Origin of the sequence: Paraburkholderia sp. (assembly GCF_050742655.1) — a bacterium.
In the GTDB taxonomy this organism is placed as follows: Bacteria; Pseudomonadota; Gammaproteobacteria; order Burkholderiales; family Burkholderiaceae; genus Paraburkholderia.
Genome location: NZ_JBOIGG010000002.1, coordinates 475,653 through 501,674 on the forward strand (window position 1 = coordinate 475,653; position 26,022 = coordinate 501,674).

General features: G+C 65.6%; 27 protein-coding genes. 16 read left to right on the forward strand and 11 right to left on the reverse strand.

All coding sequences use genetic code 11. From position 1 onward, the window contains the following. Nucleotides 1-36 precede the first annotated feature (36 nt). On the forward strand, nucleotides 37-852 hold the full coding sequence (locus ACREXZ_RS04720) for a siderophore-interacting protein (RefSeq protein ID WP_431762871.1): 816 nt from the start codon (nucleotides 37-39) through the stop codon (nucleotides 850-852). A gap of 55 nt (nucleotides 853-907) precedes the next feature. Continuing rightward, on the forward strand, nucleotides 908-2,164 hold the full coding sequence (locus ACREXZ_RS04725) for an MFS transporter (RefSeq protein WP_431762872.1): 1,257 nt from the start codon (nucleotides 908-910) through the stop codon (nucleotides 2,162-2,164). A gap of 109 nt (nucleotides 2,165-2,273) precedes the next feature. Here the strand turns inward: ACREXZ_RS04725 and ACREXZ_RS04730 are convergent, their stop codons facing one another. The 5 genes from ACREXZ_RS04730 to ACREXZ_RS04750 form a co-directional block, all read right to left on the reverse strand. Beyond that, nucleotides 2,274-3,050, reverse strand: a complete 777-nt coding sequence (locus ACREXZ_RS04730) for an enoyl-CoA hydratase (protein ID WP_431762873.1) — start codon at nucleotides 3,048-3,050, stop codon at nucleotides 2,274-2,276. Further along, a complete protein-coding gene (gene mmsB / locus ACREXZ_RS04735) occupies nucleotides 3,047-3,952 on the reverse strand; it encodes a 3-hydroxyisobutyrate dehydrogenase (RefSeq protein ID WP_431762874.1) in 906 nt (301 codons plus the stop codon). The genes ACREXZ_RS04730 and mmsB overlap by 4 nt, the downstream gene beginning before the upstream one ends. A 12-nt stretch (nucleotides 3,953-3,964) precedes the next feature. Beyond that, nucleotides 3,965-5,491: a CoA-acylating methylmalonate-semialdehyde dehydrogenase gene (locus ACREXZ_RS04740; RefSeq protein ID WP_431762875.1), complete on the reverse strand. Its 1,527-nt coding sequence runs from the start codon at nucleotides 5,489-5,491 to the stop codon at nucleotides 3,965-3,967. Nucleotides 5,492-5,588: 97 nt separating this feature from the next. Further along, on the reverse strand, nucleotides 5,589-7,304 hold the full coding sequence (locus ACREXZ_RS04745) for an AMP-binding protein (protein WP_431762876.1): 1,716 nt from the start codon (nucleotides 7,302-7,304) through the stop codon (nucleotides 5,589-5,591). 54 nt (nucleotides 7,305-7,358) lie between these two features. After that, on the reverse strand, nucleotides 7,359-8,492 hold the full coding sequence (locus tag ACREXZ_RS04750) for an acyl-CoA dehydrogenase family protein (protein WP_431762877.1): 1,134 nt from the start codon (nucleotides 8,490-8,492) through the stop codon (nucleotides 7,359-7,361). A 263-nt stretch (nucleotides 8,493-8,755) separates the two neighbouring features. Between ACREXZ_RS04750 and ACREXZ_RS04755 the strand changes: the two genes are divergently transcribed. The 5 genes from ACREXZ_RS04755 to ACREXZ_RS04775 all read left to right on the forward strand — a co-directional run bounded on the left by ACREXZ_RS04755 (nucleotide 8,756) and on the right by ACREXZ_RS04775 (nucleotide 14,214). Continuing rightward, a complete protein-coding gene (locus tag ACREXZ_RS04755) occupies nucleotides 8,756-9,778 on the forward strand; it encodes an AraC family transcriptional regulator (RefSeq protein WP_431762878.1) in 1,023 nt (340 codons plus the stop codon). Nucleotides 9,779-9,870: 92 nt separating this feature from the next. After that, nucleotides 9,871-11,391, forward strand: coding sequence for an NfeD family protein (locus ACREXZ_RS04760; RefSeq protein WP_431762879.1), 1,521 nt, complete (start codon nucleotides 9,871-9,873; stop codon nucleotides 11,389-11,391). Beyond that, entirely contained in the window at nucleotides 11,388-12,161 is a 774-nt protein-coding gene (locus tag ACREXZ_RS04765; RefSeq protein ID WP_431762880.1) for a slipin family protein, read from the forward strand. Before ACREXZ_RS04760 ends, ACREXZ_RS04765 begins: the two co-directional genes overlap by 4 nt. A 182-nt stretch (nucleotides 12,162-12,343) precedes the next feature. Beyond that, a complete protein-coding gene (locus ACREXZ_RS04770) occupies nucleotides 12,344-13,645 on the forward strand; it encodes an NCS2 family permease (RefSeq protein ID WP_431762881.1) in 1,302 nt (433 codons plus the stop codon). A 38-nt stretch (nucleotides 13,646-13,683) separates the two neighbouring features. After that, nucleotides 13,684-14,214 (forward strand): cytochrome b, encoded by a 531-nt coding sequence (locus ACREXZ_RS04775; RefSeq protein WP_431762882.1) that lies wholly within the window; start codon nucleotides 13,684-13,686, stop codon nucleotides 14,212-14,214. 91 nt (nucleotides 14,215-14,305) lie between these two features. On the opposite strand, the gene ACREXZ_RS04780 is transcribed toward ACREXZ_RS04775, so the two are convergent. Then, on the reverse strand, nucleotides 14,306-14,596 hold the full coding sequence (locus ACREXZ_RS04780; RefSeq protein ID WP_431762883.1) for a DUF1488 domain-containing protein: 291 nt from the start codon (nucleotides 14,594-14,596) through the stop codon (nucleotides 14,306-14,308). A 474-nt stretch (nucleotides 14,597-15,070) separates the two neighbouring features. Here ACREXZ_RS04780 and ACREXZ_RS04785 point away from each other — a divergent pair, with 474 nt between their 5' ends. The 4 genes from ACREXZ_RS04785 to ACREXZ_RS04800 all read left to right on the forward strand — a co-directional run bounded on the left by ACREXZ_RS04785 (nucleotide 15,071) and on the right by ACREXZ_RS04800 (nucleotide 18,825). Beyond that, nucleotides 15,071-17,044 carry a sigma-54-dependent Fis family transcriptional regulator gene (locus ACREXZ_RS04785; RefSeq protein ID WP_431762884.1) on the forward strand — a complete coding sequence of 658 codons (1,974 nt, stop codon included), beginning with the start codon at nucleotides 15,071-15,073 and terminating at the stop codon, nucleotides 17,042-17,044. A 71-nt stretch (nucleotides 17,045-17,115) separates the two neighbouring features. Continuing rightward, on the forward strand, nucleotides 17,116-18,246 hold the full coding sequence (locus ACREXZ_RS04790; protein WP_431762885.1) for a VIT1/CCC1 transporter family protein: 1,131 nt from the start codon (nucleotides 17,116-17,118) through the stop codon (nucleotides 18,244-18,246). Next, nucleotides 18,243-18,536: a 2Fe-2S iron-sulfur cluster-binding protein gene (locus tag ACREXZ_RS04795; protein ID WP_431762886.1), complete on the forward strand. Its 294-nt coding sequence runs from the start codon at nucleotides 18,243-18,245 to the stop codon at nucleotides 18,534-18,536. The genes ACREXZ_RS04790 and ACREXZ_RS04795 overlap by 4 nt, the downstream gene beginning before the upstream one ends. A 28-nt stretch (nucleotides 18,537-18,564) precedes the next feature. Next, complete coding sequence (locus ACREXZ_RS04800; protein WP_431762887.1) at nucleotides 18,565-18,825, forward strand: AbrB/MazE/SpoVT family DNA-binding domain-containing protein; 261 nt, start codon at nucleotides 18,565-18,567, stop codon at nucleotides 18,823-18,825. A gap of 112 nt (nucleotides 18,826-18,937) precedes the next feature. Here the strand turns inward: ACREXZ_RS04800 and ACREXZ_RS04805 are convergent, their stop codons facing one another. Next, the gene (locus ACREXZ_RS04805; RefSeq protein WP_431762888.1) at nucleotides 18,938-19,708 is read right to left on the reverse strand and encodes a helix-turn-helix transcriptional regulator; all 771 of its coding nucleotides are present in this window, start codon (nucleotides 19,706-19,708) and stop codon (nucleotides 18,938-18,940) included. Between the two features lie 190 nt (nucleotides 19,709-19,898). Between ACREXZ_RS04805 and ACREXZ_RS04810 the strand changes: the two genes are divergently transcribed. The 5 genes from ACREXZ_RS04810 to ACREXZ_RS04830 all read left to right on the forward strand — a co-directional run bounded on the left by ACREXZ_RS04810 (nucleotide 19,899) and on the right by ACREXZ_RS04830 (nucleotide 23,050). Next, nucleotides 19,899-21,143, forward strand: a complete 1,245-nt coding sequence (locus tag ACREXZ_RS04810; RefSeq protein ID WP_431762889.1) for an NAD(P)/FAD-dependent oxidoreductase — start codon at nucleotides 19,899-19,901, stop codon at nucleotides 21,141-21,143. 111 nt (nucleotides 21,144-21,254) lie between these two features. After that, the gene (locus ACREXZ_RS04815) at nucleotides 21,255-21,470 is read left to right on the forward strand and encodes a hypothetical protein (RefSeq protein ID WP_431762890.1); all 216 of its coding nucleotides are present in this window, start codon (nucleotides 21,255-21,257) and stop codon (nucleotides 21,468-21,470) included. A 478-nt stretch (nucleotides 21,471-21,948) separates the two neighbouring features. After that, nucleotides 21,949-22,230 carry a hypothetical protein gene (locus ACREXZ_RS04820; protein ID WP_133645869.1) on the forward strand — a complete coding sequence of 94 codons (282 nt, stop codon included), beginning with the start codon at nucleotides 21,949-21,951 and terminating at the stop codon, nucleotides 22,228-22,230. Nucleotides 22,231-22,251: 21 nt separating this feature from the next. Further along, nucleotides 22,252-22,527: a translation initiation factor IF-1 gene (gene infA, locus ACREXZ_RS04825; protein WP_133645870.1), complete on the forward strand. Its 276-nt coding sequence runs from the start codon at nucleotides 22,252-22,254 to the stop codon at nucleotides 22,525-22,527. Nucleotides 22,528-22,789: 262 nt separating this feature from the next. Then, nucleotides 22,790-23,050 (forward strand): hypothetical protein, encoded by a 261-nt coding sequence (locus ACREXZ_RS04830; RefSeq protein ID WP_431762891.1) that lies wholly within the window; start codon nucleotides 22,790-22,792, stop codon nucleotides 23,048-23,050. A 3-nt stretch (nucleotides 23,051-23,053) separates the two neighbouring features. On the opposite strand, the gene ACREXZ_RS04835 is transcribed toward ACREXZ_RS04830, so the two are convergent. From ACREXZ_RS04835 to ACREXZ_RS04850, 4 genes are all read right to left on the reverse strand, one after another. Beyond that, nucleotides 23,054-23,401: a cupredoxin domain-containing protein gene (locus ACREXZ_RS04835; protein WP_431762892.1), complete on the reverse strand. Its 348-nt coding sequence runs from the start codon at nucleotides 23,399-23,401 to the stop codon at nucleotides 23,054-23,056. 44 nt (nucleotides 23,402-23,445) lie between these two features. Continuing rightward, the gene (locus ACREXZ_RS04840) at nucleotides 23,446-24,390 is read right to left on the reverse strand and encodes a metallophosphoesterase family protein (RefSeq protein ID WP_431762893.1); all 945 of its coding nucleotides are present in this window, start codon (nucleotides 24,388-24,390) and stop codon (nucleotides 23,446-23,448) included. Between the two features lie 126 nt (nucleotides 24,391-24,516). Beyond that, complete coding sequence (locus ACREXZ_RS04845; RefSeq protein ID WP_431762894.1) at nucleotides 24,517-25,302, reverse strand: anti-sigma factor family protein; 786 nt, start codon at nucleotides 25,300-25,302, stop codon at nucleotides 24,517-24,519. Then, nucleotides 25,302-25,841 (reverse strand): sigma-70 family RNA polymerase sigma factor, encoded by a 540-nt coding sequence (locus ACREXZ_RS04850; protein WP_431762895.1) that lies wholly within the window; start codon nucleotides 25,839-25,841, stop codon nucleotides 25,302-25,304. Before ACREXZ_RS04850 ends, ACREXZ_RS04845 begins: the two co-directional genes overlap by 1 nt. Nucleotides 25,842-26,022: the final 181 nt, after the last annotated feature.

The following is a 26,022-nucleotide window of genomic DNA, read 5'->3' on the forward strand; positions in this document are numbered from 1 at the left end:
CCACACACAGAAGCCAGGAAGAACAGGAGCATCTACATGCTTGAACACATCGATCTAGCGGTCTCTCGCGTCCGCCATCCGCTGAAATTCCGTCTGCTGCACGTGGCGCGCATCCGCGCGGTGACACCGCATCTGCTGCGCGTCACGCTGACCGGCGACGATCTGCACGACTTCGCGTCTGCGTCATTCGACGATCACGTGAAAGTCTTCTTCCCCGCACCGGGTTCAGACCGCCCCGTGGTACCCGAAGCGGGCCCGAACGGTCCAGTGTTTCGCGACGACATGCCGCGCCCCGTCGCACGCGATTTCACGCCACGCCGCTTCGACCCCGACGCACGCGAACTCGATCTCGAGTTCGCGCTACACGAAGCCGGCCCAGCCGCGGAATGGGCATTGCAGGCGCAGGTCGGCCAGGCTCTCGGTATCGGCGGACCGCGCGGTTCGCTGGTGATCCCGACCGGCTTCGACTGGCATCTGCTGATCGGCGACGACACCGCATTGCCCGCGATCGCGCGGCGGCTCGAGGAATTGCCGGCTGGCACGCGTGTCGCGGCGGTGCTTGAAGTGGCGGATCCGTCCGCGCGCATCGAGTTCGACACAGCCGCGAATCTGCACGCGGTGTGGCGTTATCGCGAGGATTCGCCGTATCGCGGCGACGCGCTGCTGCAGGCGGTACGCGACACCTATCTGCCGGATGGCGAAGGCTACGTATGGGCCGCCGGCGAATCGGCGACGATGCGCGCGGTACGCTATCACCTCTGCACGGAGCGCGGCATCGACAAGTCGCGGATCCGCGCCGCCGCTTACTGGAAACAGGGCACGCAGGCCGTTCACGAGACACTCGACGACTGATGCCACGCGCCCTTCACTCTCATCGCGGCCACACCAGCCGCAAGGATCCACGTCTATGTACTCGATGAGTGCACCGCGCGAACGCCGTCTGCTATGGCTGCTCGCGCTGACGCAGTTCACCATCATCATGGACTTCATGGTGATGATGCCGCTTGGTCCGCAGATCATGCACGCGTTCAACATCTCGCCGGCCGCGTTCGCCGCGGCCGTGTCGGCTTACTCGTGGTGTTCGGGGCTGTCCGGCCTGCTGGCCGCGACGTATATCGACCGCTTCGACCGGCGCAAGCTGCTGCTCGTCGTGTATGCGCTGTTCGCCGTGTCGAACGTCGCGTGCGCGTTCGCGGACAGCTACCCGCTGCTGCTCGCGGCCCGTGCGTTCGCCGGCCTCACGGGCGGCGTACTCGGCTCGATCATCATGGCGATCGTCGGCGATGTGATTCCGGTCGCACGCCGCGGCGCCGCCACCGGCACGATCATGACCGCCTTTTCGATTGCAGCGATCGCCGGCGTGCCGGCCGGTGTGATGCTCGGCGCGCATTTCAGCTGGTCCGCGCCGTTCGTGTTGCTCGTCGTGTTCTCGGTGATCATCTGGATCGCCGGTTCGCGCATCGTACCGACACTCGACCAGCATCTGTCGAAGCGGCCGCCACCGCTCGCGGAAGTGCTGCCGAACCTGTACAAGCTGTTCGCCAATGCGCGACATCTGAACGCGTTCGCACTGACGTTCCTGGTGATGGTGTCGCACATGCTGGTGATCCCGTTCATCTCGCCGACGCTCGTCGCCAATCACGGCATCGCGCCCGCACAGCTGTCGTGGCTGTACATGGCCGGCGGCGCGGCGACGTTCTTCACGTCACGCGCGATCGGCCGGCTTGCCGACCGCTACGGCAAGCACCGCGTGTTCCGCGTCGCCGTGGTGTTGTCGCTGCTGCCGGTGCTGTTCGTCACGCATCTGCCTGAGGTTTCGTTCCTCGTGATGCTGCTGTTCTTCCCGATTTTCATGATCGTGATGTCCGGGCGCATCGTGCCGATGCAGGCACTCCTGACGACGGTACCGCAGCCAGCGCAACGCGGTGCGTTCCTCAGCGCCAACAGCGCGCTGCAGGCACTCGGCACAGGTTTCGGTGCATGGTTCGGCGGGCTGATGCTGTCGTCCGGCAGCGGCGGCCAGATCCTCGGCTACGGCACGGTGGGCTGGATCGCGGTGGCGGTCGCACTGTGCGCGGTGCTGTGGGTGAGCCGCGTCACGGCGGCAGGCGATCATCCGGCCGCGAGACCGCCGCTCGGCGGTGAATCGATGGGTGAGGCGTAAGCGCGAGCCGCGTAGCGCTTTTGTCTACTCGGCAGTTGCAAGCACTTCCGCGATGCCGGGATCAGCTGGCGGATGGGCGCCGCGGCGCCACCATTCCGCTCTCGCTTACCTAAGCCCCTTGCCAGCGCGGCGCGCGCTTCTCGAGAAACGCGGCGACGCCTTCGCGTTGATCGGCACCATCGAACAGATCGACGAACCGTTCGCGCTCGACCGCCAGTGCCGCACTCCGCGGCACGCCGTTGCGCGCCTGATGGATCAGCTGCTTGCTGAACGCGACCGCCTGCGGACTCAACGCCGCGACACGCGCGGCCATCTCGAGCGCGGCTGCGCGCGCACCGCCGCGCGCCACCACTTCTTCGACGAGGCCGATGCGCAACGCGGTCTGCGCATCGACGCGCTCGCCGGTCAGGATCATCCGCTTCGCCCAGCCTTCGCCGACGAGCCACGGCAGCGTCTGCGTGCCGCAGCCGCATGGCAGCAGACCAACCGCGGTCTCGGGTAGCGCGAGCAGCGCATGCTCTTCGGCGATCCGCACGTCGCACGACAATGCGCATTCGAGCCCGCCGCCCATCGCATAGCCGTTGAGCGCCGCAATCACCACCGCGCGTGCATTCTGCAGCGCCTCGAACGCGGCGCCGAAGCGCACGGCCGCTGCGCGCGCGACCTCACGGTCGCTGTCGGCGAACGTGTTGAGGTCGGCGCCCGCACTGAAGAACTTCGGACCGTCGCCCGTGACGACAATCGCACGCACGCGCGCGTCGCGGTCGAGCGTGTCGATTGTCTGTCGCAACTGCTCGAGTCCGTCCGGCGTGAAGGCATTCGCGGGGGGACGACGCAACGTCAGCAGCGCGGTGGCGCCGTCGTTCACGTAGTCGACGTCGATCATGGCTTGCCCCCCTCGTCGCCATCGTCACGATAGAGCTTGATGACCGCGGAAAAATCGAGGCAGCCCGCGCCCTTCGTGCTCATGGTCTGATACAGCTGCTGCGCGAGCGCGCCGAGATAGACCGGCCGACGCGCGAGCTTCGCGGCATCGGTAGCGAGGCCGAGATCCTTCAGCATCAGATCGGTGCCGAAGCCGCCGGTGTAACCGCGCGACGACGGTGCCGTCGCGATTACACCGGGGAACGGGTTGTACGTGTCCGAACTCCAGCAGCGTCCCGTCGACGTATTGATGATGCCGCCGAGCACCTGCGGATCGATCCCGAGCGCTTCACCGAGCGACATCGCTTCGGCGACGCCCGCCATCGTGATGCCAAGTACGAGGTTGTTGCAGATCTTTGCGACCTGGCCCGTGCCGGTCTCGCCGCAATGGACGATGTTCTTGCCCATCCCCGACAGCACCGGCTTGACGTGTTCGTAAGCGTCCGCGCTGCCGCCGACCATAAAGGTCAGCGTGCCGGCTGCCGCACCGCCGGTGCCGCCCGACACGGGCGCATCGACGAACGTGTTGCCGTGCTGCGCGGCGAGCGCCGCGAACGCGTGCACGCTCGCCGGATCGATCGTGCTCGAATCGACGATCGTCACGCCGCGCGCGATGCCGGCGAGCACCCCGTCTTCCGCAGTGAGCACGCTGCGCACGTGTGCCGCGGCCGGCAGCATCGTGATCACGTATTCGGCGTCCTGCACTGCTGCTTTCGGCGATGCGGCTGCTTGCGCGCCTGCGTCGACGAGCGTGCGCAGCGCCTCTTTGCTGAGGTCGAACACGCTTAGTGCGTGGCCTGCCTTCAGCAGGTTGAGCGCCATTGGCGCGCCCATGTTGCCTAGTCCGATGAAACCGATTTTCATTTGGTGGCTCCCTCAACGCAAACTAATCGTCGTGTTGACGCCGTCGCTCGTCGTCGCATCATCGAACCAGCGCGCAGTAACAGTCTTCGTCTGCGTATAAAACTGCACGACCTGCTTGCCATACGGGCCAAGATCGCCAAGCTTCGAACCGCGCGAACCGGTGAAGCTAAAGAACGGTACGGGCACCGGAATCGGAATGTTGATACCGACCTGGCCAACATCGATCTCTGCCTGAAACCGACGCGCCGCTGCGCCACTCTGCGTGAACAGCCCGACGCCATTGCCGAACGGATTGCGGTTGACGAGCGCGATCGCTTCGTCGAGCGTCGCTGCGTGCAGCACGAGCAGCACTGGACCGAAAATCTCGGTGCGGTAGATTTCCATGTCGGTCGTGACATCGGCGAAGACCGTCGGGCCGATGAAATTACCGTCCTCGTAGCCGCGCACTTTCACGTCGCGACCATCGAGCGCGAGCGTCGCGCCTTCATCCACGCCCGCGCCGATCAACTTCAGCACGCGCGCTTTCGCCGTGCGCGACACGAGTGGCCCGACATCGGTGCCCGCTTCGTGGCCCGCATTCACTTTTAGCGTCTTCGCCTTCTCGACCAGTTCGGGCAACCACTGCTGCGCAGCGCCAACCAGCACGACCGCCGAGGTCGCCATGCAGCGCTGACCCGCCGCGCCAAACGCGGCGCCGGCGAGCGCGTTGAGCGTCTGCTCGCGGTTCGCGTCGGGCAGTACGACTGCGTGATTCTTCGCGCCCATCATCGACTGCACGCGCTTGCCGTGCTCGCTGCCAAGCTGGTACACGTGCGTGCCGACCGCGCTCGACCCCACGAACGACACCGCTTTCACGAGCTCATGCGTGCACAGCGCATCGACGACGTCCTTGCCGCCGTGCACGACGTTCAGCACGCCCTTCGGCACGCCGGCTTCGAGTGCGAGTTCGACCAGCGCCATCGTCGACATCGGGTCCTGCTCGGACGGCTTCAGCACGAACGTGTTGCCGCAGACGATCGCCATCGGGAACATCCATAGCGGAATCATCGCGGGGAAATTGAACGGCGTGATGCCGGCGCACACGCCGATCGGTTGCCGCAGCGTGTACGTATCGACGCCACCCGCGACGTTCTCCGCGAATTCGCCCTGCTGCAGCGTGCCGATCGAGCACGCGTGCTCGACCACTTCGAGCCCGCGAAACACGTCGCCTTCAGCATCGGGCAGCGTCTTGCCCTGCTCGGCGGTGAGGATCTTCGCGATGCGCGGCAGGTGCTCGCGAATCAACGCCTGGTACTTCAGCATCACGCGCATCCGCGCGCCGAGCGGCGTGAGCTTCCACGTCGCGAACGCGGCATGCGCGGCCCGCACTGCCGCGTCGACTTCGCCAGCGGTCGCGAACGGTACGCGCGCGAGCACTTCCTGGGTCGACGGATTGACGATGTCGCGCCATTCGGCCGCTTGCGATTCGACGAATTCGCCGTCGATCAGCAGTTTCACCGACGGTGCGCGGCTGGTCACCGCGGACGGGTTCGCATTCATGCTGTCTCTCCTGTATGTCGGCCGCAGTTAGCGACGCGACCGAAATAAACAGCCGGCTGACACGCCGGCCCGATGTACTACGTTCGTTGCACGATGCTCATTGACTGTTCGCGTCCGACAGATCCGGGAAATCCTCTTCCCAGTATTCGCCCGGCAGACGCGCGGGCTGCGCATCGCGCTCCAGTTCGCGGCGCCGCAGTTCGACGCGGCGGATCTTGCCCGAGATGGTTTTCGGTAGCTCGCTGAATTGCAGCCGCCGAATCCGCTTGTACGATGCGAGCTTCTCGCGCGAAAACGCGAACACGCTGCGCGCGAGTTCCGGGCCTGCCTCGAAGCCCTGGCGCACCGTGACGAACGCCTTCGGCACCGAAAGGCGCAGCGGGTCCGCGCTCGGCACGACTGCGGCCTCGCCGATCGCCTCGTGTTCGATCAGCACGCTTTCGAGTTCGAACGGACTCAGCCGGTAGTCCGACGACTTGAACACGTCATCAGAGCGGCCTACGTACACGTAGCAGCCGTCGTCGCGACGCAGCGCGACGTCGGACGTGTGATAGAAGCCGTTGCGCATCGACTCGGCGGTTGCGTTCGGGTTATTCGCGTAGCCGGTCATCAGACCGAGCGGCCGCTGCGCGAGCGGCAGCGCGATTTCGCCTTCCGATGCGGGACGATCGTCGGCGTCGACTAGCTCGATCGTGTAGCCCGGCAGCGGCCGGCCCATCGATCCGGGCACAACCGCCTGCCCCGGCGAATTGCCGACCTGGCAGGTGGTTTCGGTCTGCCCGTAGCCGTCGCGAATCGTCACGTCCCACGCATGGCGCACGCGCTCGATGACCTCGGGGTTCAGCGGCTCGCCCGCGCCGACGATCTCCCTCAGCTTCACCGCATACGACGCGAGCGGTTCCTGCACGAGCATGCGCCATACCGTGGGCGGCGCGCACAGCGTCGTCACGCCGAAATTCACCAGTGCGTCGAGCGTTTCCTTCGGTACGAAGCGCGCGTAGTTGAAGACGAACACGCAGGCCTGCGCATTCCACGGTGCGTAGAAGCAGCTCCACGCGTGCTTCGCCCAACCCGGCGAGCTGATGTTCCAGTGGATGTCGCCAGGTTGCAGACCGATCCAGTACATCGTCGACAGATGGCCGACCGGGTAGCTCTCGTGCGTGTGCTCGACGAGCTTCGGTTTCGACGTCGTGCCCGACGTGAAATACAGCAGCATCGGATCGGATGCCCGCGTCGGTGCGTCGGGCACGAACACGGCCGGCGCATCATAAGCCGCTGCGAGACTGATCCAGCCGTCGCGATGCGCACCCGCGACGAGACGTGTAATGCCGGCATCGAGCGCGTCGAACTTGCCGGTCTCCGCACTATCGACCACCACGTGCTGCGCGCCGCCGATCTGCACGCGATCGCGCACGTCGTCGGCGGACAGCTGCGTCGTGGCGGGCAGCACGATCGCGCCGAGCTTCATCGCGGCGAGCATCACGTCCCACAGTTCGACGCGATTCGGCAGCATCAGCAGCAGATGGTCGCCGCGCCGCACGCCGAGCCCGCGCAGGAAGTTCGCCATCCGCGACGAGCGCTCCGACATCTGCGCAAACGAAAGCTTGAGACCAGGACCGATGAGATCGTCGACGATCCACAGCGCGGGGTGGTCGTTGCCGCGCGCGATCACATCGAAGTAGTCGAGCGCCCAGTTGAACTCGCCGAGCACCGGCCATGCGAACTCGCGATACGCGCGCTCGTAGTCCGTGCGGTGACGCAGCAGCAGATCGCGTGCATCGACGAAGGCTTTTGCTGAGGTGCTGCTGGTCATTGTCTTGTCTCCACTTTGGCGCGGTTGTGCGCTCTCTCGCAAACCATTCTGCGCTCAAACACCCCGCGCAATCAGCATTCTTTGCACTTCGCTGGTCCCTTCATAAATCTGCGTGATGCGCGCGTCGCGATAGTGGCGCTCGACCGCATAGTCCTCGAGATAACCGTATCCCCCGTGAATCTGGATCGCGTTCGAGCAGACCTCTTCCGCCAGCTCCGACGCATACAGCTTCGCCTGCGACGCTTCCGACAGGCACGGCCGCCCCGCGCTGCGCAGCCGCGCCGCGTGATGCACGAGCAGACGCGCGGCATTGAGCCGCGTCGTCATGTCGGCGAGCATGTTTGCGATGGTCTGATGCTCCTTGATCGGCTTGCCAAACTGGATGCGCTGGCCCGCATACGCGCGCGCCGCGTCGAACGCCGCACGGGCGATGCCGATCGCCTGCGACGCGATGCCGATGCGGCCGCCCTCGAGATTCGACAGCGCGATGCGCAGGCCGTTGCCCGGTTCGCCGAGCAGGTTCGCTTCGGGAATCGCGCAGTCGTCGAGCGAGATCCCGCAGGTGTCCGATGCGCGGATGCCGAGCTTGTGCTCGGGGCGTCCCACGTTGAAGCCCGGTGTGTCGGTCGGCACGATGAACGCGGACAGCCCGCGTTTGCCGAGCTCCGGATCGGTTACGGCGAACACGATCGCGATGTTCGCGCGGGAGCCGTTGGTGACGAACTGCTTGTTGCCGTTCAGCACCCATTGCCCATCGCGCAACACGGCGCGGGTGCGCAGGTTGTTCGCTTCGGAGCCGGCCTGCGGCTCGGTCAGACAGAACGCGCCGAGCAGGCGGCCGCTCGCGAGGTCGCGCAGATAGCGTTCCTTCTGCTCATCGGTGCCGTAATTCAGGATCGGTCCGCAGCCGACCGAGTTGTGCACGCTCATCAGCGTCGCACAGGACGCGCAGCCGGCGGCAATTTCCTCGATCGCGAGCGCATACGCGACGTAGTCGGTGTACGAACCGCCCCACTCCTGCGGCACGACCATCCCGAGCAGTCCGAGCTCGCCCATCTCCGTCACGACCTCCGGGGGCAACCGGGCTTCGCGGTCCCACTCCGCGGCATGCGGGGCGAGCCGCCCGAGCGAGAAATCGCGTGCGGCATCGCGGATCATCCGCTGTTCGTCGGTATAGAAATCGTCCATTGTCTCCACCATAAGTGCGTGAAATGCGTTTTGCGCCGCAACATCGCGCGGCGGCGTCCGCCTCATTCAAGTGTAGGCAACCCACGGGCCAGGTTCGATGCCACACCCGATCATTCGCGGTGAGCGCATTTACCAGAACCGTTCCGTGATCCGCGTGCGTTCTTGCTAGCCTGTCGCATGGCATGCGAGTTGCGTGAGCGCATTTGCCAGCGTGCGCCGCATCCGCGACAATCCGGTTCCATACTTTTATCCGCCGCATCCCGATGAAAATCGACAGAGGCACGATCTCGATCAGTCTGGTCGAAGAAACGCTTGCGCTGGCGCACGCCCGCGGGCTCGACGTCGCGCCGCTCGTCGATGCGGCGGGCATCGCTCGGCAGATGCTCGCATCGTCGAAGGGCCGTGTGTCGCAGGCGCAATACGGCGCGCTGTGGAGGGGCATCGCCCGCGCGCTCGACGACGAGTTCTTCGGTCAGGACTCGCATCCGATGCGCAGCGGCAGCTTCATCGCGATGACCCAGGCGGCGCTCACCGCGCGCGACGGCGCACATGCGCTCGCGCGGGCAGTCGGCTTCATGCGGCTGATACTCGACGACCTGCACGCGGAAATCGATGCCGATGCAACGCGCGTACGGCTCGTATTCATGCATCGCGCGCGCACCCCGCTGCCGACGATGTTCGCGTATGCGACGTACTTCATCCTCGTCTATGGCCTCGTTTGCTGGCTCGTGGGGCGGCGTATTCCGCTGCAGCGCGCGCGCTTTCGCTGCGCGATGCCACCGGCCGCGCACGAATACCAGTTGATGTTCTGCGACGACATGGCATTCGATCAGGACGCGTCGTACGTCGACCTCGCACCGGACTTCATGGCGCTGCCGGTCGTGCAGACCACGCGCTCCATCAAGCCGTTCCTGCGCGACGCGCCGGGCAGCTTCGTCGTCAAGTACCGCAACCCAGGCTCGCTCGCCGCGCGCGTGCGCAAGGCGCTGCGCTTGCTGCCGGCCGCGGCGTGGCCCGCCTCCGACGACATGGCCGCGCGCCTGAACGTAGCCGAGGCGACGATGCGCCGCCATCTGAAGCAGGAAGGCCACACGTATCAGTCGATCAAGGACGACTTGCGGCGCGACGTCGCGATTGCCGAGTTGCAGGACACCGACCGTACGATCGCCGACATCGCGCTCGCGGTCGGCTTCGCGGAACCGAGTGCGTTTCATCGTGCGTTCCGCAAGTGGACCGGGATGCGGCCAGGCGACTACCGTCCGGCGCAGCGCGCGGAATCGGACTAAGCTGTAAGAACCGGGGTTCGCCCCTTCCGCCGGCATGCCGCGATGCATCATCGCAGGTCATTGCAGGTTCGTCGCAAAGCCGGCCGTCGACGATGAGAACGCAACCGCTTCTCCCGTTCCGGCATCACAGCGTGCGGCGCGTGCCACGATCTGGCGCGACGGGCCGCACGGTCCACGCGGTCCGCTTCCTGCGGGGAGCAGCCGCGCTAGGCATTGTGATTGCGTCTGCGATCGCGGCCATCTCGGTGTTCGCTGCAACGCCATCCGATGCACCCGCTCCCGTCGTGACGATTCCGGTCAGCGGCGCCATCGGCCCGGCTAGCGCCGACTTCATCGTGCGCGGCCTCGCGCATGCAGAAGAGCGCCACGCACAACTCGCGATCCTGCAGCTCGACACGCCCGGCGGGCTCGATACATCGATGCGGCAGATCATCAAGGCGATCCTCGCGTCGCCGGTGCCGGTCGCCGCGTTCATCGCACCGGGCGGCGCGCGTGCCGCGAGCGCGGGCACCTACATCGTCTACGCGAGCCACATCGCCGCGATGGCACCGGGCACCAATCTCGGCGCGGCGACGCCCGTGCAGATCGGTGGCGGCGATCTGCCGAAACCCTCTGCCACACCGGCCACCGCAACATCGCAGGCCAGCAGTCCGCTTGCGCTCGACACACCGTCGACCGAAACCCGCAAACAGGTGCAGGACGCCTCGGCCTATATCCGCGGTCTGGCGCAACTGCGCGGCCGCAACGCCGACTGGGCCGAGCGCGCGGTACGCGAAGCGGTGAGCCTGTCGGCCCGCGATGCGCTCGATCTCCATGTCGTCGACGTAGTCGCGCGCGACGTGCCCGATCTGCTGCACCAGATCGACGGACGCACCGTCGAAACCGCGGCCGGCGCCCACCGCCTGGAAACATCCGGCGCGCCGGTCGTTACGTTCGAACCCGACTGGCGCAGCCGCTTCCTCGCTGTCGTCACCGATCCGAACGTCGCGCTGATCCTGATGACGATCGGCATGTACGGCCTCTTTTTCGAATTCGCGAATCCGGGCTTCGTGCTGCCGGGCGTCGCGGGCGCGATCAGTCTGCTGGTCGGGTTGTTCGCGCTGCAACTGCTGCCGATCAACTACGTCGGCCTCGGGCTGATCCTGCTCGGCCTCGCGTTCCTGATCGCCGAAGCGTTCCTGCCGACCTTCGGCACGCTCGGGTTCGGCGGCATCGTCGCGTTCGCGGTCGGCGCGTTGATGCTGATCGACACCGACGTGCCCGGCTACGGCATTCCGCTGCCGTTGATCGCCGCGCTTGCAGTGTGCGGCGCACTGTTCGTGTTCGCCGTGTCCAGCGTCGCGCTACGCGCGAGGCGGCGGCCGGTCGTGACCGGGTCGGAAGCGTTCGTCGGCAGCCTCGGCGTCGTACTCGACGATGGCGTGGCCACACGCAACGATTCATCGCTGGAAGGCTGGGCCCGCGTGCATGGCGAACGCTGGCGCGTCGCGTGCGCGACCCCGCTTGCGGCAGGCCGCACGGTGCGTGTCACCGGCCGGCGCGGCCTGCTGTTGACGGTCGTACCTACGGCGGACGCGGCGCTATCCGGCGCCTCACCTGGAGACCACTCATGATCGGTTTCACTTTCGGTTTCGGCAGCATCGTCATCGTGCTGGTTGCGTTGCTCATCGTGTCGTCGGTGCGCATTTTTCGCGAGTACGAACGCGGCGTCGTGTTCATGCTTGGGCGTTTCTGGAAGGTCAAGGGCCCGGGGCTCGTGCTGATCCTGCCGGTCGTCCAGCAGGCTGTGCGGATGGACCTGCGCACCATCGTGTTCGACGTGCCGCCGCAGGACGTGATCACGCGCGACAACGTGTCGGTGAAGGTCAATGCGGTCGTCTATTTTCGTGTCGTCGACCCGGAGCGCGCGGTGATCCAGGTGGCCCGCTATTTCGAAGCGACCAGCCAGCTGTCACAGACGACCCTGCGCGCGGTGCTCGGCAAGCACGAACTCGACGAACTGCTGGCCGAGCGCGAACAGCTGAACGCCGACATCCAGAAGGTGCTCGACGCACAAACCGACGCGTGGGGCATCAAGGTGTCGAACGTCGAGATCAAGCACGTCGACATCAACGAGACGATGATCCGCGCGATTGCACGGCAGGCCGAAGCCGAGCGCGAACGCCGCGCCAAGGTGATCCACGCGGAAGGCGAATTGCAGGCCTCGGAAAAACTTCTGCAGGCAGCGCAGATGCTCGCGCAACAGCCACAGGCGATGCAGCTGCGCTATCTGCAGACGCTCACGACGATCGCCGCCGACAAGAACTCGACGATCGTCTTCCCGCTGCCGATCGATCTGCTGAACGCGGTACTGGACCGCTTCGGCATCACGGCGCGCAAATAGCGGCCGTGCGGCCGCCGCGCGGTTGCACCGTTGCACCCGCTCCACGCCGGCCCACGCGAACCGGCACCTGAGCCCCGAACCTGATTACAATCCGCCCGTGGCGCGCCCGCGTGCGTGGGCCGGCACGGGCGCGGTGCGCCGTCACGACGTTTCCCCATCAAACACTAAAAGAGATTCCGCCCATGGATTCCGTAAAGCGATACTTTGGCTTCGACGAAGCGGGCACGAACCTGCGCACCGAGGTGCTCGCGGGCCTGACTACTTTTCTGACGATGGCCTACATCGTGTTCGTCAATCCGTCGATTCTCGGCGACGCAGGCATGCCGAAAGAATCGGTGTTCGTTGCGACCTGTCTCGTCGCCGCGCTCGCGTCGCTGATCATGGGGCTGTACGCGAACTACCCGATCGCGTGCGCGCCCGGCATGGGCCTGAACGCGTATTTCGCGTACACGGTCGTCAAGGGAATGGGCTTTACGTGGCAGGCGGCGCTCGGCGCGGTGTTCATCTCCGGCTGCCTGTTCCTGATCGTGACGCTGTTCCGCGTGCGCGAGGTGATCGTCAACGGCATTCCGCATTCGATCCGCATCGCGATCACCGGCGGCATCGGCCTCTTCCTCGCGATCATCTCGCTGAAATCGGCCGGTGTCGTGGTCGGCAGCCCGGCGACGCTCGTCACGCTCGGCAACCTGCACAGTCCGCAGGTCGTGCTCGCGATCATCGGTTTCTTCGCGATCGTCACGCTCGATTTCCTGCGCGTGCGCGGCGCGATCCTGATCGGCATTGTCGGCGTGACCGTGCTCAGTTTCTTCTTCGGCGGTAATCAGTTTCACGGCATCGTGTCCGCGCCGCCGTCGATCGACCCGACGCTGTTCCACCTCGACATCCGCGCCGCGCTGTCGACCGGCGTGCTGAACGTGATCCTCGTGTTCTTCCTCGTCGAACTGTTCGATGCGACCGGCACGCTGATGGGCGTCGCGAACCGCGCGGGACTGCTGGTGGAAGGCAAAATGCATCGGCTAAACCGTGCGCTGCTCGCGGACAGCACCGCGATTCTCGCGGGCTCGCTACTCGGCACGTCGTCCACCACCGCGTATATCGAAAGCGCGTCGGGCGTGCAGGCGGGTGGCCGGACCGGCGTGACGGCCGTCACCGTCGCCGTGCTGTTCCTCGCGTGCCTGTTCTTTGCGCCGCTCGCGGGCGTCGTGCCGGCCTACGCGACCGCGCCCGCGCTGCTGTACGTGTCGTGCCTGATGTTGCGCGAAATGGCCGACCTGCCGTGGGACGACGCGACCGAAGTCGTGCCGGCCGCGCTCACCGCGCTGCTGATGCCGTTCACGTATTCGATCGCGAACGGCGTCGCGTTCGGCTTCATTTCATACGCGGGTCTGAAACTGCTGACCGGCCAGGCGCGCAAGGTGAAGCTCGTTGTGTGGATCATCGCGGCGGTGTTCCTGTTCCGCTTCTTTTACCTCGGCGCGGACTGATTCCCCAACGAACCCGAGCAGACCTCACAGGAGTCTCCATGTCCTCCCGTTCGTCCGCCGACCGCTACTCGCAGCCCGCGATCTTCTTCCACTGGGCGATCTTCGTGCTCGTCGCGCTCGCGTATCTCGCGATCGAGATCCGCGGCCCGAAAGGCAGCGACAGCCGCCTGCTATGGACCGCCGTGCACCAGTGGGCCGGCTCGCTGGTACTGACGCTCGCGGTGCTGCGTCTGCTCTGGCGCCTGTGGCACCCGGGGCCGCCGGAGATCAACACGAACCCGCTGCTCGCGTTTCTCGCGCGGCTCACCCATCTGGCGTTGTACCTGTTCATCTTCGTGCAGCCGCTGCTCGGGATTCTGATGGTGAATACCGGCGGGGATCCGGTCACGCTCGCGGGATTGAATCTGCACATCGTGCTGGCCGGCACCGATCGGGCCGCTCATACCGCGATCAAGGACGCGCACGAGCTGATCGGCAATGCGTTCTACTTCGTGATCGGGCTGCATGCGCTCGCCGCGATCGGTCATCACCTGATTTTCCGCGACCGGACGCTACGGCGGATACTCTGACGGGCGGCGCACAAACGAACGCCGCGCGCGGGCATGGCCGGCGCGCGGACGGGTGACAGAACAGAAAAAATGGACCGGCGACTGCGGACGCCTAGTTGCGCCAGTTCGCTTCATAGAAGCGGACGTAGCCGCTGCGCAGCACGAGGCACCGCGCGCGCGTTTCCGACAGCAGGCGGCGTGTCGCCGCCTCGATCCGTTCGCGATGCGTATCGAATGCGCCGATCATGTCTTCGGGCCGCGGCGAGGCCGCACCGTAATGGTCTTCGAGCGCCTCGGCGGTAATCATGCATTCCACCCTCTCGCCATCGACCATGGCCGGAAAGGCCAGTGTCAGTTCGGGCCCCGAGTACGCCGGGGTTTCGTACGGGAAAATGATCTGCATGGGATCCGCCTTCGGTTGACCGTCGCCTTCGGGCCGCGCGTGCTTCTGTCGAGCCTGCCTCCCTGGGGTGTCGCGCGCGGGCTATCCAGCCGGACACCAACGGCATGCGCCGGGCCTGGCTGATCTTATTCACTTTAGACGACTTGCGGCGCGCCGCAAGTTTTCCTGCGGATGCCGCGCAGCGGCTTTGCTTCCGGCCGCGAGGTCTCACCGGCAGTACGGGTAAAAGTACGGGTAAACATCGGCAAACCAGCCGGCAAACGCGCGGTCAAAACCTCGCCCGTCCCTCGCGACCGGCGCGCCGCGATCCTGTACCATGGACTTCGTCGATCCGATCGCGCCAACCCGATCGCGCGACCCTGATTGTGCCGCGCTGACGCGGTCGCGCCGGCGGCTGCGATTGCTGCAATGCACGAATCCCGCCGCGCGAGGCAACGCACCTCGCGGCGTCATCGATACGACCGGAGACAAGCCGTGACCCATCGTTCCGCCACGCCCTCGACGGGCGGCCGGCCCGACGTCCTCGCGCAGGCTCATGCGCGATCGCTGCAAGTCGGACTCCGCACGTCGGAAATGCCCGACTTCCAGCCGCTCGCGCAACCTGCGCTGCGCGGGCTGATCGAACGCAACCAGTCGCTGTACGCGCACGCGTTGCCGGTCATGGAAACGCTGCACGCGCAGATCGTCGACACCGAGAGCATGGTGCTGCTCACCGACAGCGACGGCGTGATCCTGCACAGCCTCGGCGACAGCGACTTCATCGAGAAAGCGAACCGCGTCGCGCTATGCCCGGGTGTGTCGTGGGCCGAAAGCGATCGCGGTACCAATGCGATCGGCACCGCGCTGGTCGACCGCCAGCCGACTGTCGTGCACGCCGGCGAACACTTCCTGCACGCGAACCGCATCCTTACCTGCTCGTGCGCACCGATCGCCGATCCGTACGGCCACGTCATCGGTGCGCTCGACGTGAGCGGCGACACGCGCGGCTTTCACAAGCACACGCTCGCGCTCGTGCGGATGTCCGCACAGATGATCGAGAACCATCTGTTCTCGAACCAGTTCGCCGATGCCGTGCGGGTGCATTTCCACGCGCGTGCGGAATTCATCGGCACGCTGTTCGAAGGACTCGCCGCGTTCACGCCGGACGGCCTGCTGCTGTCCGCGAATCGTAGTGCACTGTTCCAGTTCGGCCATCCGCTCGGCGAGTTGCAGCATCAGGCGTTCGAAGCACTGTTCGGCGGCGCGTTCGCCGCGTTCCTGCGACAGACCGCGCAGGCACCGGGCGAATGCACGACGCTGACGCTGCCGAGCGGCGTACGCGTCATCGCGCGCGGTGAATTCCATCCGCCGCGCGAACGGCGAACTCCGTTCGTATCGGCCAATACGGACCGGTTCGCCGATACGACCACTGACAGCCGTCGCGCACGTCGTCCGCACGACGCACGGACGACCGTGCCGATCACGCTAGCGGCGCTCGACACCGGCGACGCGCGCATGGCCGACATCCTGCGGCGCGTCGGCAAGGTGCGTGGACGCGACATCCCGATCCTGGTACTGGGCAAGACCGGCACCGGCAAGGAATGGCTCGCACGCGCGATCCATCACGACTCGCCGCGCCGCGCCGCGCCGTTCGTCGCGGTGAACTGCGCGTCGCTGCCGGACACGCTGATCGAAGCGGAGCTGTTCGGCTACGAGGACGGCGCATTCACCGGCGCGAAAAAGCGCGGCAGCGCCGGCAAGATCGTGCAGGCGGACGGCGGCACGCTGTTTCTCGACGAAATCGGCGACATGCCGCCCGCACAGCAGGTCAGGCTGATGCGCGTGCTGCAGGATCGCATCGTGGTGCCGCTCGGCGGTACGCGCGCGGTGCCGGTCGATCTGCGGATCGTCTGCGCGACGCACCGCGACCTGCACGCGATGATCGAAGCGGGCACGTTCCGCGAGGACCTCTATTACCGGATCAACAGCCTCGTCGTCACGCTGCCCGCGCTCGGCGAGCGCAACGATCTGGCGGCACTGGTCACGCGGATACTGAAACAGCAGCACGACGACGGCGAGCGAACGCCGTCGCGCGTGTCCGCCGCAGTGCTGGAGCGGTTCGCGCACTGTCGGTGGCCAGGTAACCTGCGCCAGCTCGCGAACGTGCTCCGGACGGCCGGCATCATGGCCGAGGGCGCCGATGAGATCGACGTCGAGGATCTGCCGGACGATTTTCTGCGCGACTGCTGCGATGACGATGCAGATCCACAGCGGCGGGTGTCGGCGGAAGGTGCACCGAAGCCCGCCACAGTCCGCGCGACGACACCGCCCCGGATGGAAGACTGGCAGGCGACGCTGATCGAGCAGACGCTCGCACGGCATCAGGGCAACGTGTCGGCGACCGCGCGGGAGCTCGGGCTCGCGCGCAACACGGTGTATCGCCACCTGCGCCGGCTAGACATGCGCTGATCCTGCTGCGTGCGCGTCTCGCGCGCCGCGTCGCGGCAGGTTAAGCTGCGAGCCTACCGAGCAGGCTCGCTATGGCTTCCAGACACGAACTCAAACGCTTTCGCACCAACCTTGCCGACGAACTCGACAGCGCCGCGCTGTACGAAACGCTTGCGCGCGTCGAAGAAAACCCCGACCGTGCGAAGGTGTTCGGCCAGCTGGCCGCGTCGGAACGCGAGCACGCTCAGGTCTGGCACAACCGGCTGAACGCGAGCGGAATCCGCGTGCGGCCGCACCGGCACAGTCTGAAAACCCATCTGATGCGCACGCTGATCCACACGTTTGGGCCGTCGTTCGTGTTGCCGTCGCTCGCCGCCGCCGAGTACGCGGATCGCGACAAGTACGCGAACCAGCCCGACGCGACCCACCTCTCCGCCGAGGAACAGCATCATGCGGACGTCGTCCAGGCAGTCGTCGCCGCGGACGCGCAGCGGCGTACCTCGCCAGGTACGCAGATCGCGAACGCCGAGTCGTGGCACAAGGGCGTCACGTCCGGCAACGACCTGCGCGCCGCGGTGCTCGGCGCGAACGACGGCCTCGTGTCGAACTTCTGCCTGATCATGGGCGTCGCGGGCGCCGGCACGAGCAACAAGGCGATCCTGCTGACAGGGCTCGCCGGGTTGATCGCCGGCGCGTGCTCGATGGCGCTCGGCGAGTGGCTGTCCGTCACCAACGCGCGCGAACTCGCGCGCACGCAGATCGCGAGGGAAGCCGACGAGATCGACCACTCGCCGGATGCGGAGCGCCACGAACTCGCGCTGATCTACCAGGCGAAAGGCATCGCCCCGGACGAAGCGAAGCGCGTCGCCGAGCAGATCATGGGCGACCGCCAGAAAGCGCTCGACACGCTCACGCGCGAAGAACTTGGCATCGACCCAGCGGAACTGGGCGGCAACCCGTGGTCCGCGGCGGGCGTGTCGTTCTGCCTCTTTTCGCTCGGCGCGATCTTTCCCGCGATGCCGTTCCTGTGGGCGCACGGTACGCCGGCGATCGCGCAGTGCGTCGGGCTGAGCGCATTCGGGCTCGCGGCGGTCGGCGTGTTCACGTCGCTGTTCAACGGGCGCAGCGCAATGTTCTCCGCGTTCCGCCAGATCGTGATCGGGCTGATCGCCGCGGCCTTTACGTACGGTGCGGGGCGCCTGCTCGGCGTATCGATTTCGTGAGCGAGCGCATCTTTCTGGTTCGTGTCGAGCCGCTCGGACAAACCTTCGAAGCGCCCGATTCGCTGACGCTCATCGAAGCTGCCGGCTTCGCGAACCTGCATCTGCCTCGCATGTGCCGTAACGGTACGTGCCGCACGTGCCTGTGCCGGCTGACGAGCGGGAGCGTGCGTTATCTGATCGAGTGGCCTGGCGTGTCGCGCGAAGAAAAGGCGGAGGGGTTTATCTTGCCGTGCGTTGCGGTGGCGGAGAGCGATCTGGTGATTGAGGCGCCGGATGCGATGGGGATTTGAACGAAAAAATGGTAAATCCAGGAGGGGTATGGCATCCGCAACTATGACGTCAAGGGGACGGGTCACCGTCCCCTTGCATATTCGCAACCTGCTTGGTCTGGCTACCGGCGATCGTGTCGAGTTCGTCCTCAACGAAGAGACCGGGCGGTACGAGGTGGTGCCGGTCACTCACTCTGTGACCGCACTCAAGGGCATCATCCGCAAACCGGCGAAACCGGTTTCGATCGGGGACATGAATACCGCAATCGGCGGGCAGGAGGCATCGTCGTACCGGGCCGGCATTGAGTGAGAGGTCGGGTGCGGTTAGCGGGGTGCTGTGAAGCAGCGCACGCGGTACGCAGGTTCGATGCATCGCTTCGCGCGCCCCATCCTCACAGCAGCGACCTGGCTGCAAGAGAACATCAACCCGCCCCCGCCTTCATCTGCTTCAGGTGCTTATAGACCGTGGCACGCCCCATCCCCAACACGGCCGCGACGTAGTTCGCCGAACTCCGTCCACGGAATGCCCCCTCCGCATGCAGCGCCTCGACCAGTTCGCGCCGATGCTCGCGCGTGAGGCCGTTCAGGCCGATCTGCCGCTCGCGCAACCAGCCGTGCAGGAACGTGTTGATGCGCTCCTGCCAGTCGTCGCGGAATAGCTCGTCCGGCTGCGCGACCACGCCCGCACCCTTGATGAACAGATCGAGCGTCGAGCGGACGTCTTCGAACACCGCGATGTTGAAGTTGATGCACATCATGCCGGCCGGCTGCCCGCTATCGTCGAACAGCACGTTGCTCACGCAGCGCATGCGCCTGCCGTCCCAGTTCAGTTTTTCGTACGGGCCGATCATGCGTTCGCGCGCGGAGTGATCGATTTCGTCGAGCGCGGAATCGTCGCCGATCTCGCGCTTCGACAGATTGTTCGCGAGGTACAGCACTGTCTGGTCGTGCAGGTCGTGAATCACGACCTCCGTATACGGGAAAAAAAGCGCAGCGATACCGTCCGCAATCGGCGCATAGCGCGCAAGCAGCAGGTCTTTCACCGGAGAGGCTTTTTTCTTGCGCATCGAAATCGCTACCTTCTTGGTGGGCCGGCGCCGCGAGCGATGCGCGAACAGCCGGCGGGTTTCCAGTCGTCGTGGCGGGCGGGTGTGTGTTGAACAGATGCCCCGGGCAGTCCGCCCGCTTCGCATTGTAGCCGTCGCGGCCCGGCCGCCGACCCGGCTACGACATCGTCGCGAAGTGAAGCATTGCGGAATGGGCGGAATCTGATTTAGAGTCGGACGCTTCGGGCCGCCTGCTCGCGCGGCCCGTTCTCTTTTGATGGTGTCCGCGCAACGCATCGCCGTGGCCCGGCCCACAAAAAACGGAGACGGCGGCACCATGGATTTCGATGTGATCGTACTGGGAGCCGGCATCGTCGGCGTTTCGTCGGCCCTGCACCTGCAGGACCGCGGACGGCGCGTCGCGCTGGTCGACCGGCGCGCTCCTGGCGAAGAAACAAGCTTCGGCAACGCGGGGTTGATCGAACGCTCGTCGATCGTGCCGTACGCGTTTCCGCGCAAGTTCGCCACGCTGCTGCGCTATGCGCGCAACGAATCGACCGATCTCTACTGGGACTATCGCGCGCTGCCTTCGTACGTGACGTGGCTCGCGCGCTTCTGGTGGGAATCGTCGCCGCAGCGGCTCGCCGCGGCCGCGCGCGACATGCTGCCGCTGATCTCTCAAAGCGTCGCCGAACACGATGCGCTGATCGCGCGTGCGGACGTCGCTTCGCTCGTGCACGCGCACGGCTGGGTCCAGGCCTTTCGCACGCACGCAGCCCTCGAGCGCGGAACCGCCACCGCCGAGCTCGCCGCGCACGAACACGGCCTGAACTTCACGCCACTCGACGCCGCCGCGCTACGTGCACGCGAACCCGGGCTCGGCGAGGGCTTCGTCGGCGCACTGCACTGGCACGATCCGAAGAGCGTGTCGAATCCCGGTGCGTTGACGAAAGGCTATGCGCGTCTGTTCGAACGCGAAGGCGGCACCCTGTTCACCGGCGACGCGACGACCGTGCGCGAGGAACGCGACGGCTGGAGCGTCGAGACCTCGTCGGGCCGCATCGCCGCGCGCGAGGTCGTGGTCGCGCTCGGACCGTGGTCCGACGCGGTCTTCGCGCCGCTCGGCTACCGCATCCCGCTGCGCGTGAAACGCGGCTATCACATGCACTATCGCCCGACGCACACGATGCTGTCGCAGCCCATCGTCGATACCGAGCAGGGCTATGTGATCGCGCCGATGGACGGCGACCGGCTGCGGCTCACGACCGGCGTCGAGATCGCGCGCCGCGACGCGCCACCGACCGGGATCCAGCTCGCACGCGTCGAGCGCATCGCGAAGCCGCTGTTCGGTCTCGGCGAGCGCGTCGATGCGGCGCCGTGGCTCGGCATGCGGCCGTGCACGCCCGACATGCGTCCGGTGATCGGACCTGCGCCCCGGCATCGTGGGCTGTGGTTCGCGTTCGGCCACAACCATCACGGCTTGACGCTCGGGCCCGTCACGGGACGACTGCTCGCGGAAATGATGACTGGCGCCGCGCCGTTCACCGATCCGCGGCCGTATCGTCCCGCGCGCTTCGACTAACGCCGCGTGCGTTGAACACTCATCGAGCGCGGCCACCGCGCGAATTTTGTTCGCGTGGCGCAGGTCTTTTTGACATGCGATAACCGGGTATCCACTTGACGGAGCAACCCGATGGCCACGCTCGAAGCGTTCCGGGCCGTGCTCGACGACGAACGCACGCCCGAAATCATCCGTAACCACATCATCGATTCGCTGCAGTACACGCTGCGCAATCACGGACAGATCTTCACGTCGAAGGAAATCGAATGGCTCGCCGCGTGGGACGACGCGCGCATCCCGCTCGCTGCATCCCGCGAACTGAAAAAACGCGTCGTCGAGACCGGTTGAAAAAAGGGCACCACGCCTCCACCTGTCATCATGTCCGCGCGCCGCGTGCACCCGCGCCGCGCGGGCGCCATGCCGCCTGCCGGAACTTTTTGCTATCCAATTAGCCCCATTTAGGGCATTATGTTGGGATAGTGGTTTCTCGCAGTATCCGCTGCATCATCGCGCTGTAGCACCGGCATTTCCGCAACACCCCCGACTGCTCGACCGCCGCTTGTTGCTTGCCGGCGGTCCCGTCATTTCGGCAATGTGCTCCATGCGCATTCGCCGTCGCGAGTTGCACTGCTTTTCATGCGCCCGGTATCCCTGCGATGCCAGCGTGTTTCTTCTCCATTGAATCCGCGCTTTTGCGGCTGCGTTCGATGCCTTAGCCAAGGCGCGAACCTGATTTTTCCATTGCGGCGCGCCCTCGTGTGCGGCGCCGCTGATCCGCCGTTGCCGCGCGCTGCGCGAAACGGCGATGTACGAACAGGACATATTCATGATTCAAGCTGTCAAGACCTACAAAGGTTACGAAATTCATCCGCTGATCTATCCGCGCCGCCCGTCGGACGGACAGCCCAGCCGCCGGCCCGACGCCGGCTACGAAGCGTCGGTGCGCATCTGCCGCGTGGGCGCAAATCCCGTTGCCGACGGCCGCGTATTTCGCCTGCCCTACCTGTGGCCTTTCGAAGGCTCGGGCAAGGCCCGGCTCGCGTGCATGGCGCACGCGGAACAATTGATCGATGGCCGTGTAGACGGCCAGTCGGTCGCCGATCTTTGATTCATCGACGAGGAGCGATATATGGCAAAAGAAGAACTGCTTGAACTGGACGGTATCGTCGACGAAGTGCTTCCGGACAGCCGCTACCGCGTCACGCTCGATAACGGCGTCGTGGTCGGCGCGTATGCGTCAGGCCGCATGCGCAAGAACCACATCCGTATTCTCGCGGGCGACCGCGTGACGCTCGAACTGTCGGTCTACGATCTGACCAAAGGCCGGATCAACTTCCGCCACAAGGACGAGCGCGCCAGCGGCGGCGGTACCGGCACGCGCAACGCGGCATTTCGGCGCCGCTAAAATCGAGGGCCGCGTGGCCGTAAGCGCCGCGCCCGTTTCTCGCGAAGCGGATGCGGTGCGGGTCGGCGTCACTTGACGGTTCGACGGGCACCAGGTCCGCATCCGGACCGCGCTGTGTGCCACGCGTCGCTCCAACTGACCCTACCAGCACATCTCTCGAGCCAGGCTTGCTGCCAGCGTTGCTGGACGCCTGCGCCATAACCGCTCCACTCCCTACCGCCCCCCCAAGCAGTCGATCCGCGATTCCGGTTAGACTATTTGGATGGAAAAGTGCCGTTATTGCGACAAGATCCGCGACGAATGGGATTGTCATGGGGACGAGTGCCGGCGGTCGATTGCGAGAGCGCTGCGACGGCAGCGCGCCGGGTTGCCGATGGTGCCGAAAATCATCCGCAACGAGATTCCCGCCGACGCGACCACCCGTGAAGTCATCACGCTGCTGTCGCGCCAGCGTCTTCGCGCCCGTCGTAGCAACGAGGAACGCCGCGAACGCAAGGAAGTCGAGGATCCGGACAACGGCTGACTTCTACTGAACGGTGACAGTCGCCCTCATGTTCGGGTGGATGCCGCAGAAAATCCGATACACCCCCGGCTTGTCGAATTTGAACTGGAACGTATCGTTCTGATCGAGCGCGGCCGAGCGAAACGTGCCGGCATCATCGACGACCGTGTGCGGTTCTCCATCGAGGTTCTTCCACGTGACAGTCGAGCCCGCCTTGACCGTCAACGCCATCGGCGAAAACATGAAGTTCTTGATGACGACCGCGTGAGCGTCGTCGGCGTGCGCGAGCCCGGAAAACGCGGCCGATGCCGCGATCAGCACGGCGGCCGCGGCGGAACGCGGGAAAGCACGGCCAAAGAGAATGATGTTCATGAGCGAAGTCCTCGTGCGAATGCGAACGGTAGCGGTGGTGGGGATCAGACGAGCGTCGTGTCGGCGAGCGTCGCCTTGAGCGGATGGCGATCGATGCGGACGCGTGTCACACCGAGCATCCGCGGCAGTTGATCGGCGGCAACCGTCAGCGGCATCGGCCCCGGACCGTTGCCCGCGGTCGGCTGCGGGTACGCCGTCGAGCGAGCGGTATGAAACGTGATGTTGCCCTCCACCTTCGACACGATCTGGTGAATGTGTCCGTTCAGCACCGTGACCGAGCCGAAGCGCCCCAGATAGCTCATCGCTTCGCCCGCATCGCCGGTTCCCCATCCCCACGGCTCGTAGATCGTCCACATCGGCATGTGCGCGAAGACGACGATCGGCGTGCTCGACGAGCGGCCTTTCAGGTCGTTTTCCAGCCACGCGAGCTGATCGGCACCCAGCGCGCCTAAACCGCTCGGCTTGAAGTGCATCACGTTGACGAGGCCGATGAAGTGCACGCCATCGTGATCGAAGCTGTAGTAGCCGCGATTGTCCGACGCGGCGCCGAAGCGCTTGAAATACTCGGTTCCGGGTCCGTCGGTCACGTCGTGTTCGCCGGGCACGGTGTGCAGTTCGGTGATGTTCAGGCCCGACAGCAATTGCGCCGCGAGATCGAATTCCGCCGCTCGCGACAGATGCGTGATGTCGCCCGTGTGGATCGTGAGCGCCGGCTTGACGGGCATCGCGTTGACGAAATCGATCGTCTGTTTGAGCGTGCCCGCGACGTCCGGATTCGCTTCCTTGTTGAAACCGATGTGCGTATCGCTGATCTGCAGAAACAGCGGCACGCCGGTGCTCATCTGTGGATCATCGGCATTGGCTGCAAGCGCGAGTTCGACCGGCGTGAGCACGCCGCCGGCCAGCATGAACAACGTGCCCGCGCTGCCGAAGGCGAGGCACTTCAGTGCGGCCCGCCGCGACGGATGGGAAGGATGGTCTGATGACATGGTGTCCTCTCGGGTTGAAGGCAGGACGCCGGCCACCGGATGGTCCGGTGAAGCGTCCTGCGGTTTCGAGAGGAGACTGGCGTGCGCGGTGGTTTATTCCCTCACCCGCGGCGCCGAAGAAAAAGACTACGACGCGGGATGCGCGCGCAGGTCCGCGATGAAGCCGTTCAACTCGGCGTCGCCGGCATCGGTGATCGCCCAGTAGTTCATGCCGTTCGCGCTCCAGTGCACGAAGTGATAGCCCTGCCGCTCGCCGATGCGCGGCGTGGCGCCTGCATCGTTGCCCGGCCACACATACAGATTGATCGGGTGCAGCTTGTAGCGATAGACCATCACCGCGACCGGCCGCCCGTCCAGATAGTCGAGCCGCCCACCGATCAGCGGATACCCCTGCTGCGCGAGATCGACGACCGGCGGCGCATAGTCAAGCTTGCCGTCGAACCACGGTTTGACCGTGTGCTTGTCAGTCGAAATCACGTCGGACAGATGGTCGAACTGCAGCGAACGGATATGGCTGTTCACGAGTTCGTCGGTCAGCCGCGTTTCGCTCGAGGGCACCGACAGGTACAGCCCGACACTCCACGTCAGCGCGACGACGCTCATCGCCATCGCGCCGACCGGCGCCCAGTTCCACGAGCCTCCACCACTACGCCAGCCGAACCGCTCGACCAGCCGCTGCCACCGCGACGGCTGGCCGGGTAGCGCCGCCTTGATCCGACGCGCGAGATCCGCAGGTGCATCCACCCGCAGATCCGCCTGCTTCAGTTGCATGCTGACCTCACGCTGCTGCGCATACGCCCGCTGACAGCGCTCGCAATCCGCGAGATGACGCTCGAATTCAAGCGACTCGGACAGGCTCAACTCCTGGTCGAGATAGCCGGGCAACAGCACGAATGCCTGTTCGTGATCCATCACGCCTCCTGATCCGTCGGTGCGAGCAGCGCCGCGAGCTGCTGGCGGCCGCGCCCGAGGCGCGACATCACGGTGCCCATCGGAATGCCCACGATGGCGGCGATTTCCTTGTACGACAATTCCTCGAGCTCCCGTAGCACGACCACCTCCCGATACTCCAGACGCAGGCTGCGCAACGCGACGTGTACCCGCTTGCGGCTCTGGCTGCGGATCAGCGTCGCTTCGGGGCTATCGTCCGGGGCGCTATCCGCCGTCTCGAGGCTGTGCAGGTCCTCTTCGAACTCCTGCGTGTCCGGTGCATGCCCGCGGTTCTGCTGATACCACGTGTAGAACGTGTTGCGCACGATGCTCAGCAGCCACGCGCGCGCGTCGTCGCCGCGAAATCCGCCGAAAAAACGGAACGCGCGCAGATACGCCTCCTGGACCACGTCCTGGGCGTCCTGATCGTTATGCGTCAGCCAGCGCGCAACATTGAAGGCCGAATTCATATGAGGCAAAACGAGTGCTTCGAATCGCTTTGCGATAAATGGATCGGCCATGTTGATGTCCCTGAAGTAACCGCGATCCGTGACCGACACAGAGCAGACTGTCCGCCTGTGGTTTTTATTCCCGGACGGTCTCTCTCGGTCCTGTGCGCCGTGCACGCTTCAGGCGTGCACGGGTCGGCGGCTGCGATTCAGCGCATTGTAGTCGCGGCGACAGGGAACCGGTCCGCGACAG

What these genes read in the sequence shown, in the direction of transcription:
- ACREXZ_RS04720 (WP_431762871.1), top strand. Translation starts at nt 37, where the DNA reads ATGCTTGAACACATCGATCTAGCGGTCTCTCGCGTCCGCCATCCGCTG.
- ACREXZ_RS04770 (WP_431762881.1), top strand. Translation starts at nt 12,344, where the DNA reads ATGGATTCCGTAAAGCGATACTTTGGCTTCGACGAAGCGGGCACGAAC.
- ACREXZ_RS04725 (WP_431762872.1), top strand. Translation starts at nt 908, where the DNA reads ATGTACTCGATGAGTGCACCGCGCGAACGCCGTCTGCTATGGCTGCTC.
- ACREXZ_RS04740 (WP_431762875.1), bottom strand. Translation starts at nt 5,491, where the DNA reads ATGAATGCGAACCCGTCCGCGGTGACCAGCCGCGCACCGTCGGTGAAA.
- ACREXZ_RS04780 (WP_431762883.1), bottom strand. Translation starts at nt 14,596, where the DNA reads ATGCAGATCATTTTCCCGTACGAAACCCCGGCGTACTCGGGGCCCGAA.
- ACREXZ_RS04815 (WP_431762890.1), top strand. Translation starts at nt 21,255, where the DNA reads ATGGCCACGCTCGAAGCGTTCCGGGCCGTGCTCGACGACGAACGCACG.
- ACREXZ_RS04850 (WP_431762895.1), bottom strand. Translation starts at nt 25,841, where the DNA reads ATGGCCGATCCATTTATCGCAAAGCGATTCGAAGCACTCGTTTTGCCT.
- ACREXZ_RS04775 (WP_431762882.1), top strand. Translation starts at nt 13,684, where the DNA reads ATGTCCTCCCGTTCGTCCGCCGACCGCTACTCGCAGCCCGCGATCTTC.
- ACREXZ_RS04835 (WP_431762892.1), bottom strand. Translation starts at nt 23,401, where the DNA reads ATGAACATCATTCTCTTTGGCCGTGCTTTCCCGCGTTCCGCCGCGGCC.
- ACREXZ_RS04730 (WP_431762873.1), bottom strand. Translation starts at nt 3,050, where the DNA reads ATGATCGACGTCGACTACGTGAACGACGGCGCCACCGCGCTGCTGACG.
- ACREXZ_RS04820 (WP_133645869.1), top strand. Translation starts at nt 21,949, where the DNA reads ATGATTCAAGCTGTCAAGACCTACAAAGGTTACGAAATTCATCCGCTG.
- ACREXZ_RS04800 (WP_431762887.1), top strand. Translation starts at nt 18,565, where the DNA reads ATGGCATCCGCAACTATGACGTCAAGGGGACGGGTCACCGTCCCCTTG.
- ACREXZ_RS04840 (WP_431762893.1), bottom strand. Translation starts at nt 24,390, where the DNA reads ATGTCATCAGACCATCCTTCCCATCCGTCGCGGCGGGCCGCACTGAAG.
- ACREXZ_RS04760 (WP_431762879.1), top strand. Translation starts at nt 9,871, where the DNA reads ATGAGAACGCAACCGCTTCTCCCGTTCCGGCATCACAGCGTGCGGCGC.
- ACREXZ_RS04745 (WP_431762876.1), bottom strand. Translation starts at nt 7,304, where the DNA reads ATGACCAGCAGCACCTCAGCAAAAGCCTTCGTCGATGCACGCGATCTG.
- infA (WP_133645870.1), top strand. Translation starts at nt 22,252, where the DNA reads ATGGCAAAAGAAGAACTGCTTGAACTGGACGGTATCGTCGACGAAGTG.
- ACREXZ_RS04810 (WP_431762889.1), top strand. Translation starts at nt 19,899, where the DNA reads ATGGATTTCGATGTGATCGTACTGGGAGCCGGCATCGTCGGCGTTTCG.
- ACREXZ_RS04845 (WP_431762894.1), bottom strand. Translation starts at nt 25,302, where the DNA reads ATGGATCACGAACAGGCATTCGTGCTGTTGCCCGGCTATCTCGACCAG.
- mmsB (WP_431762874.1), bottom strand. Translation starts at nt 3,952, where the DNA reads ATGAAAATCGGTTTCATCGGACTAGGCAACATGGGCGCGCCAATGGCG.
- ACREXZ_RS04755 (WP_431762878.1), top strand. Translation starts at nt 8,756, where the DNA reads ATGAAAATCGACAGAGGCACGATCTCGATCAGTCTGGTCGAAGAAACG.
- ACREXZ_RS04790 (WP_431762885.1), top strand. Translation starts at nt 17,116, where the DNA reads ATGGCTTCCAGACACGAACTCAAACGCTTTCGCACCAACCTTGCCGAC.
- ACREXZ_RS04750 (WP_431762877.1), bottom strand. Translation starts at nt 8,492, where the DNA reads ATGGACGATTTCTATACCGACGAACAGCGGATGATCCGCGATGCCGCA.
- ACREXZ_RS04830 (WP_431762891.1), top strand. Translation starts at nt 22,790, where the DNA reads ATGGAAAAGTGCCGTTATTGCGACAAGATCCGCGACGAATGGGATTGT.
- ACREXZ_RS04805 (WP_431762888.1), bottom strand. Translation starts at nt 19,708, where the DNA reads ATGCGAAGCGGGCGGACTGCCCGGGGCATCTGTTCAACACACACCCGC.
- ACREXZ_RS04765 (WP_431762880.1), top strand. Translation starts at nt 11,388, where the DNA reads ATGATCGGTTTCACTTTCGGTTTCGGCAGCATCGTCATCGTGCTGGTT.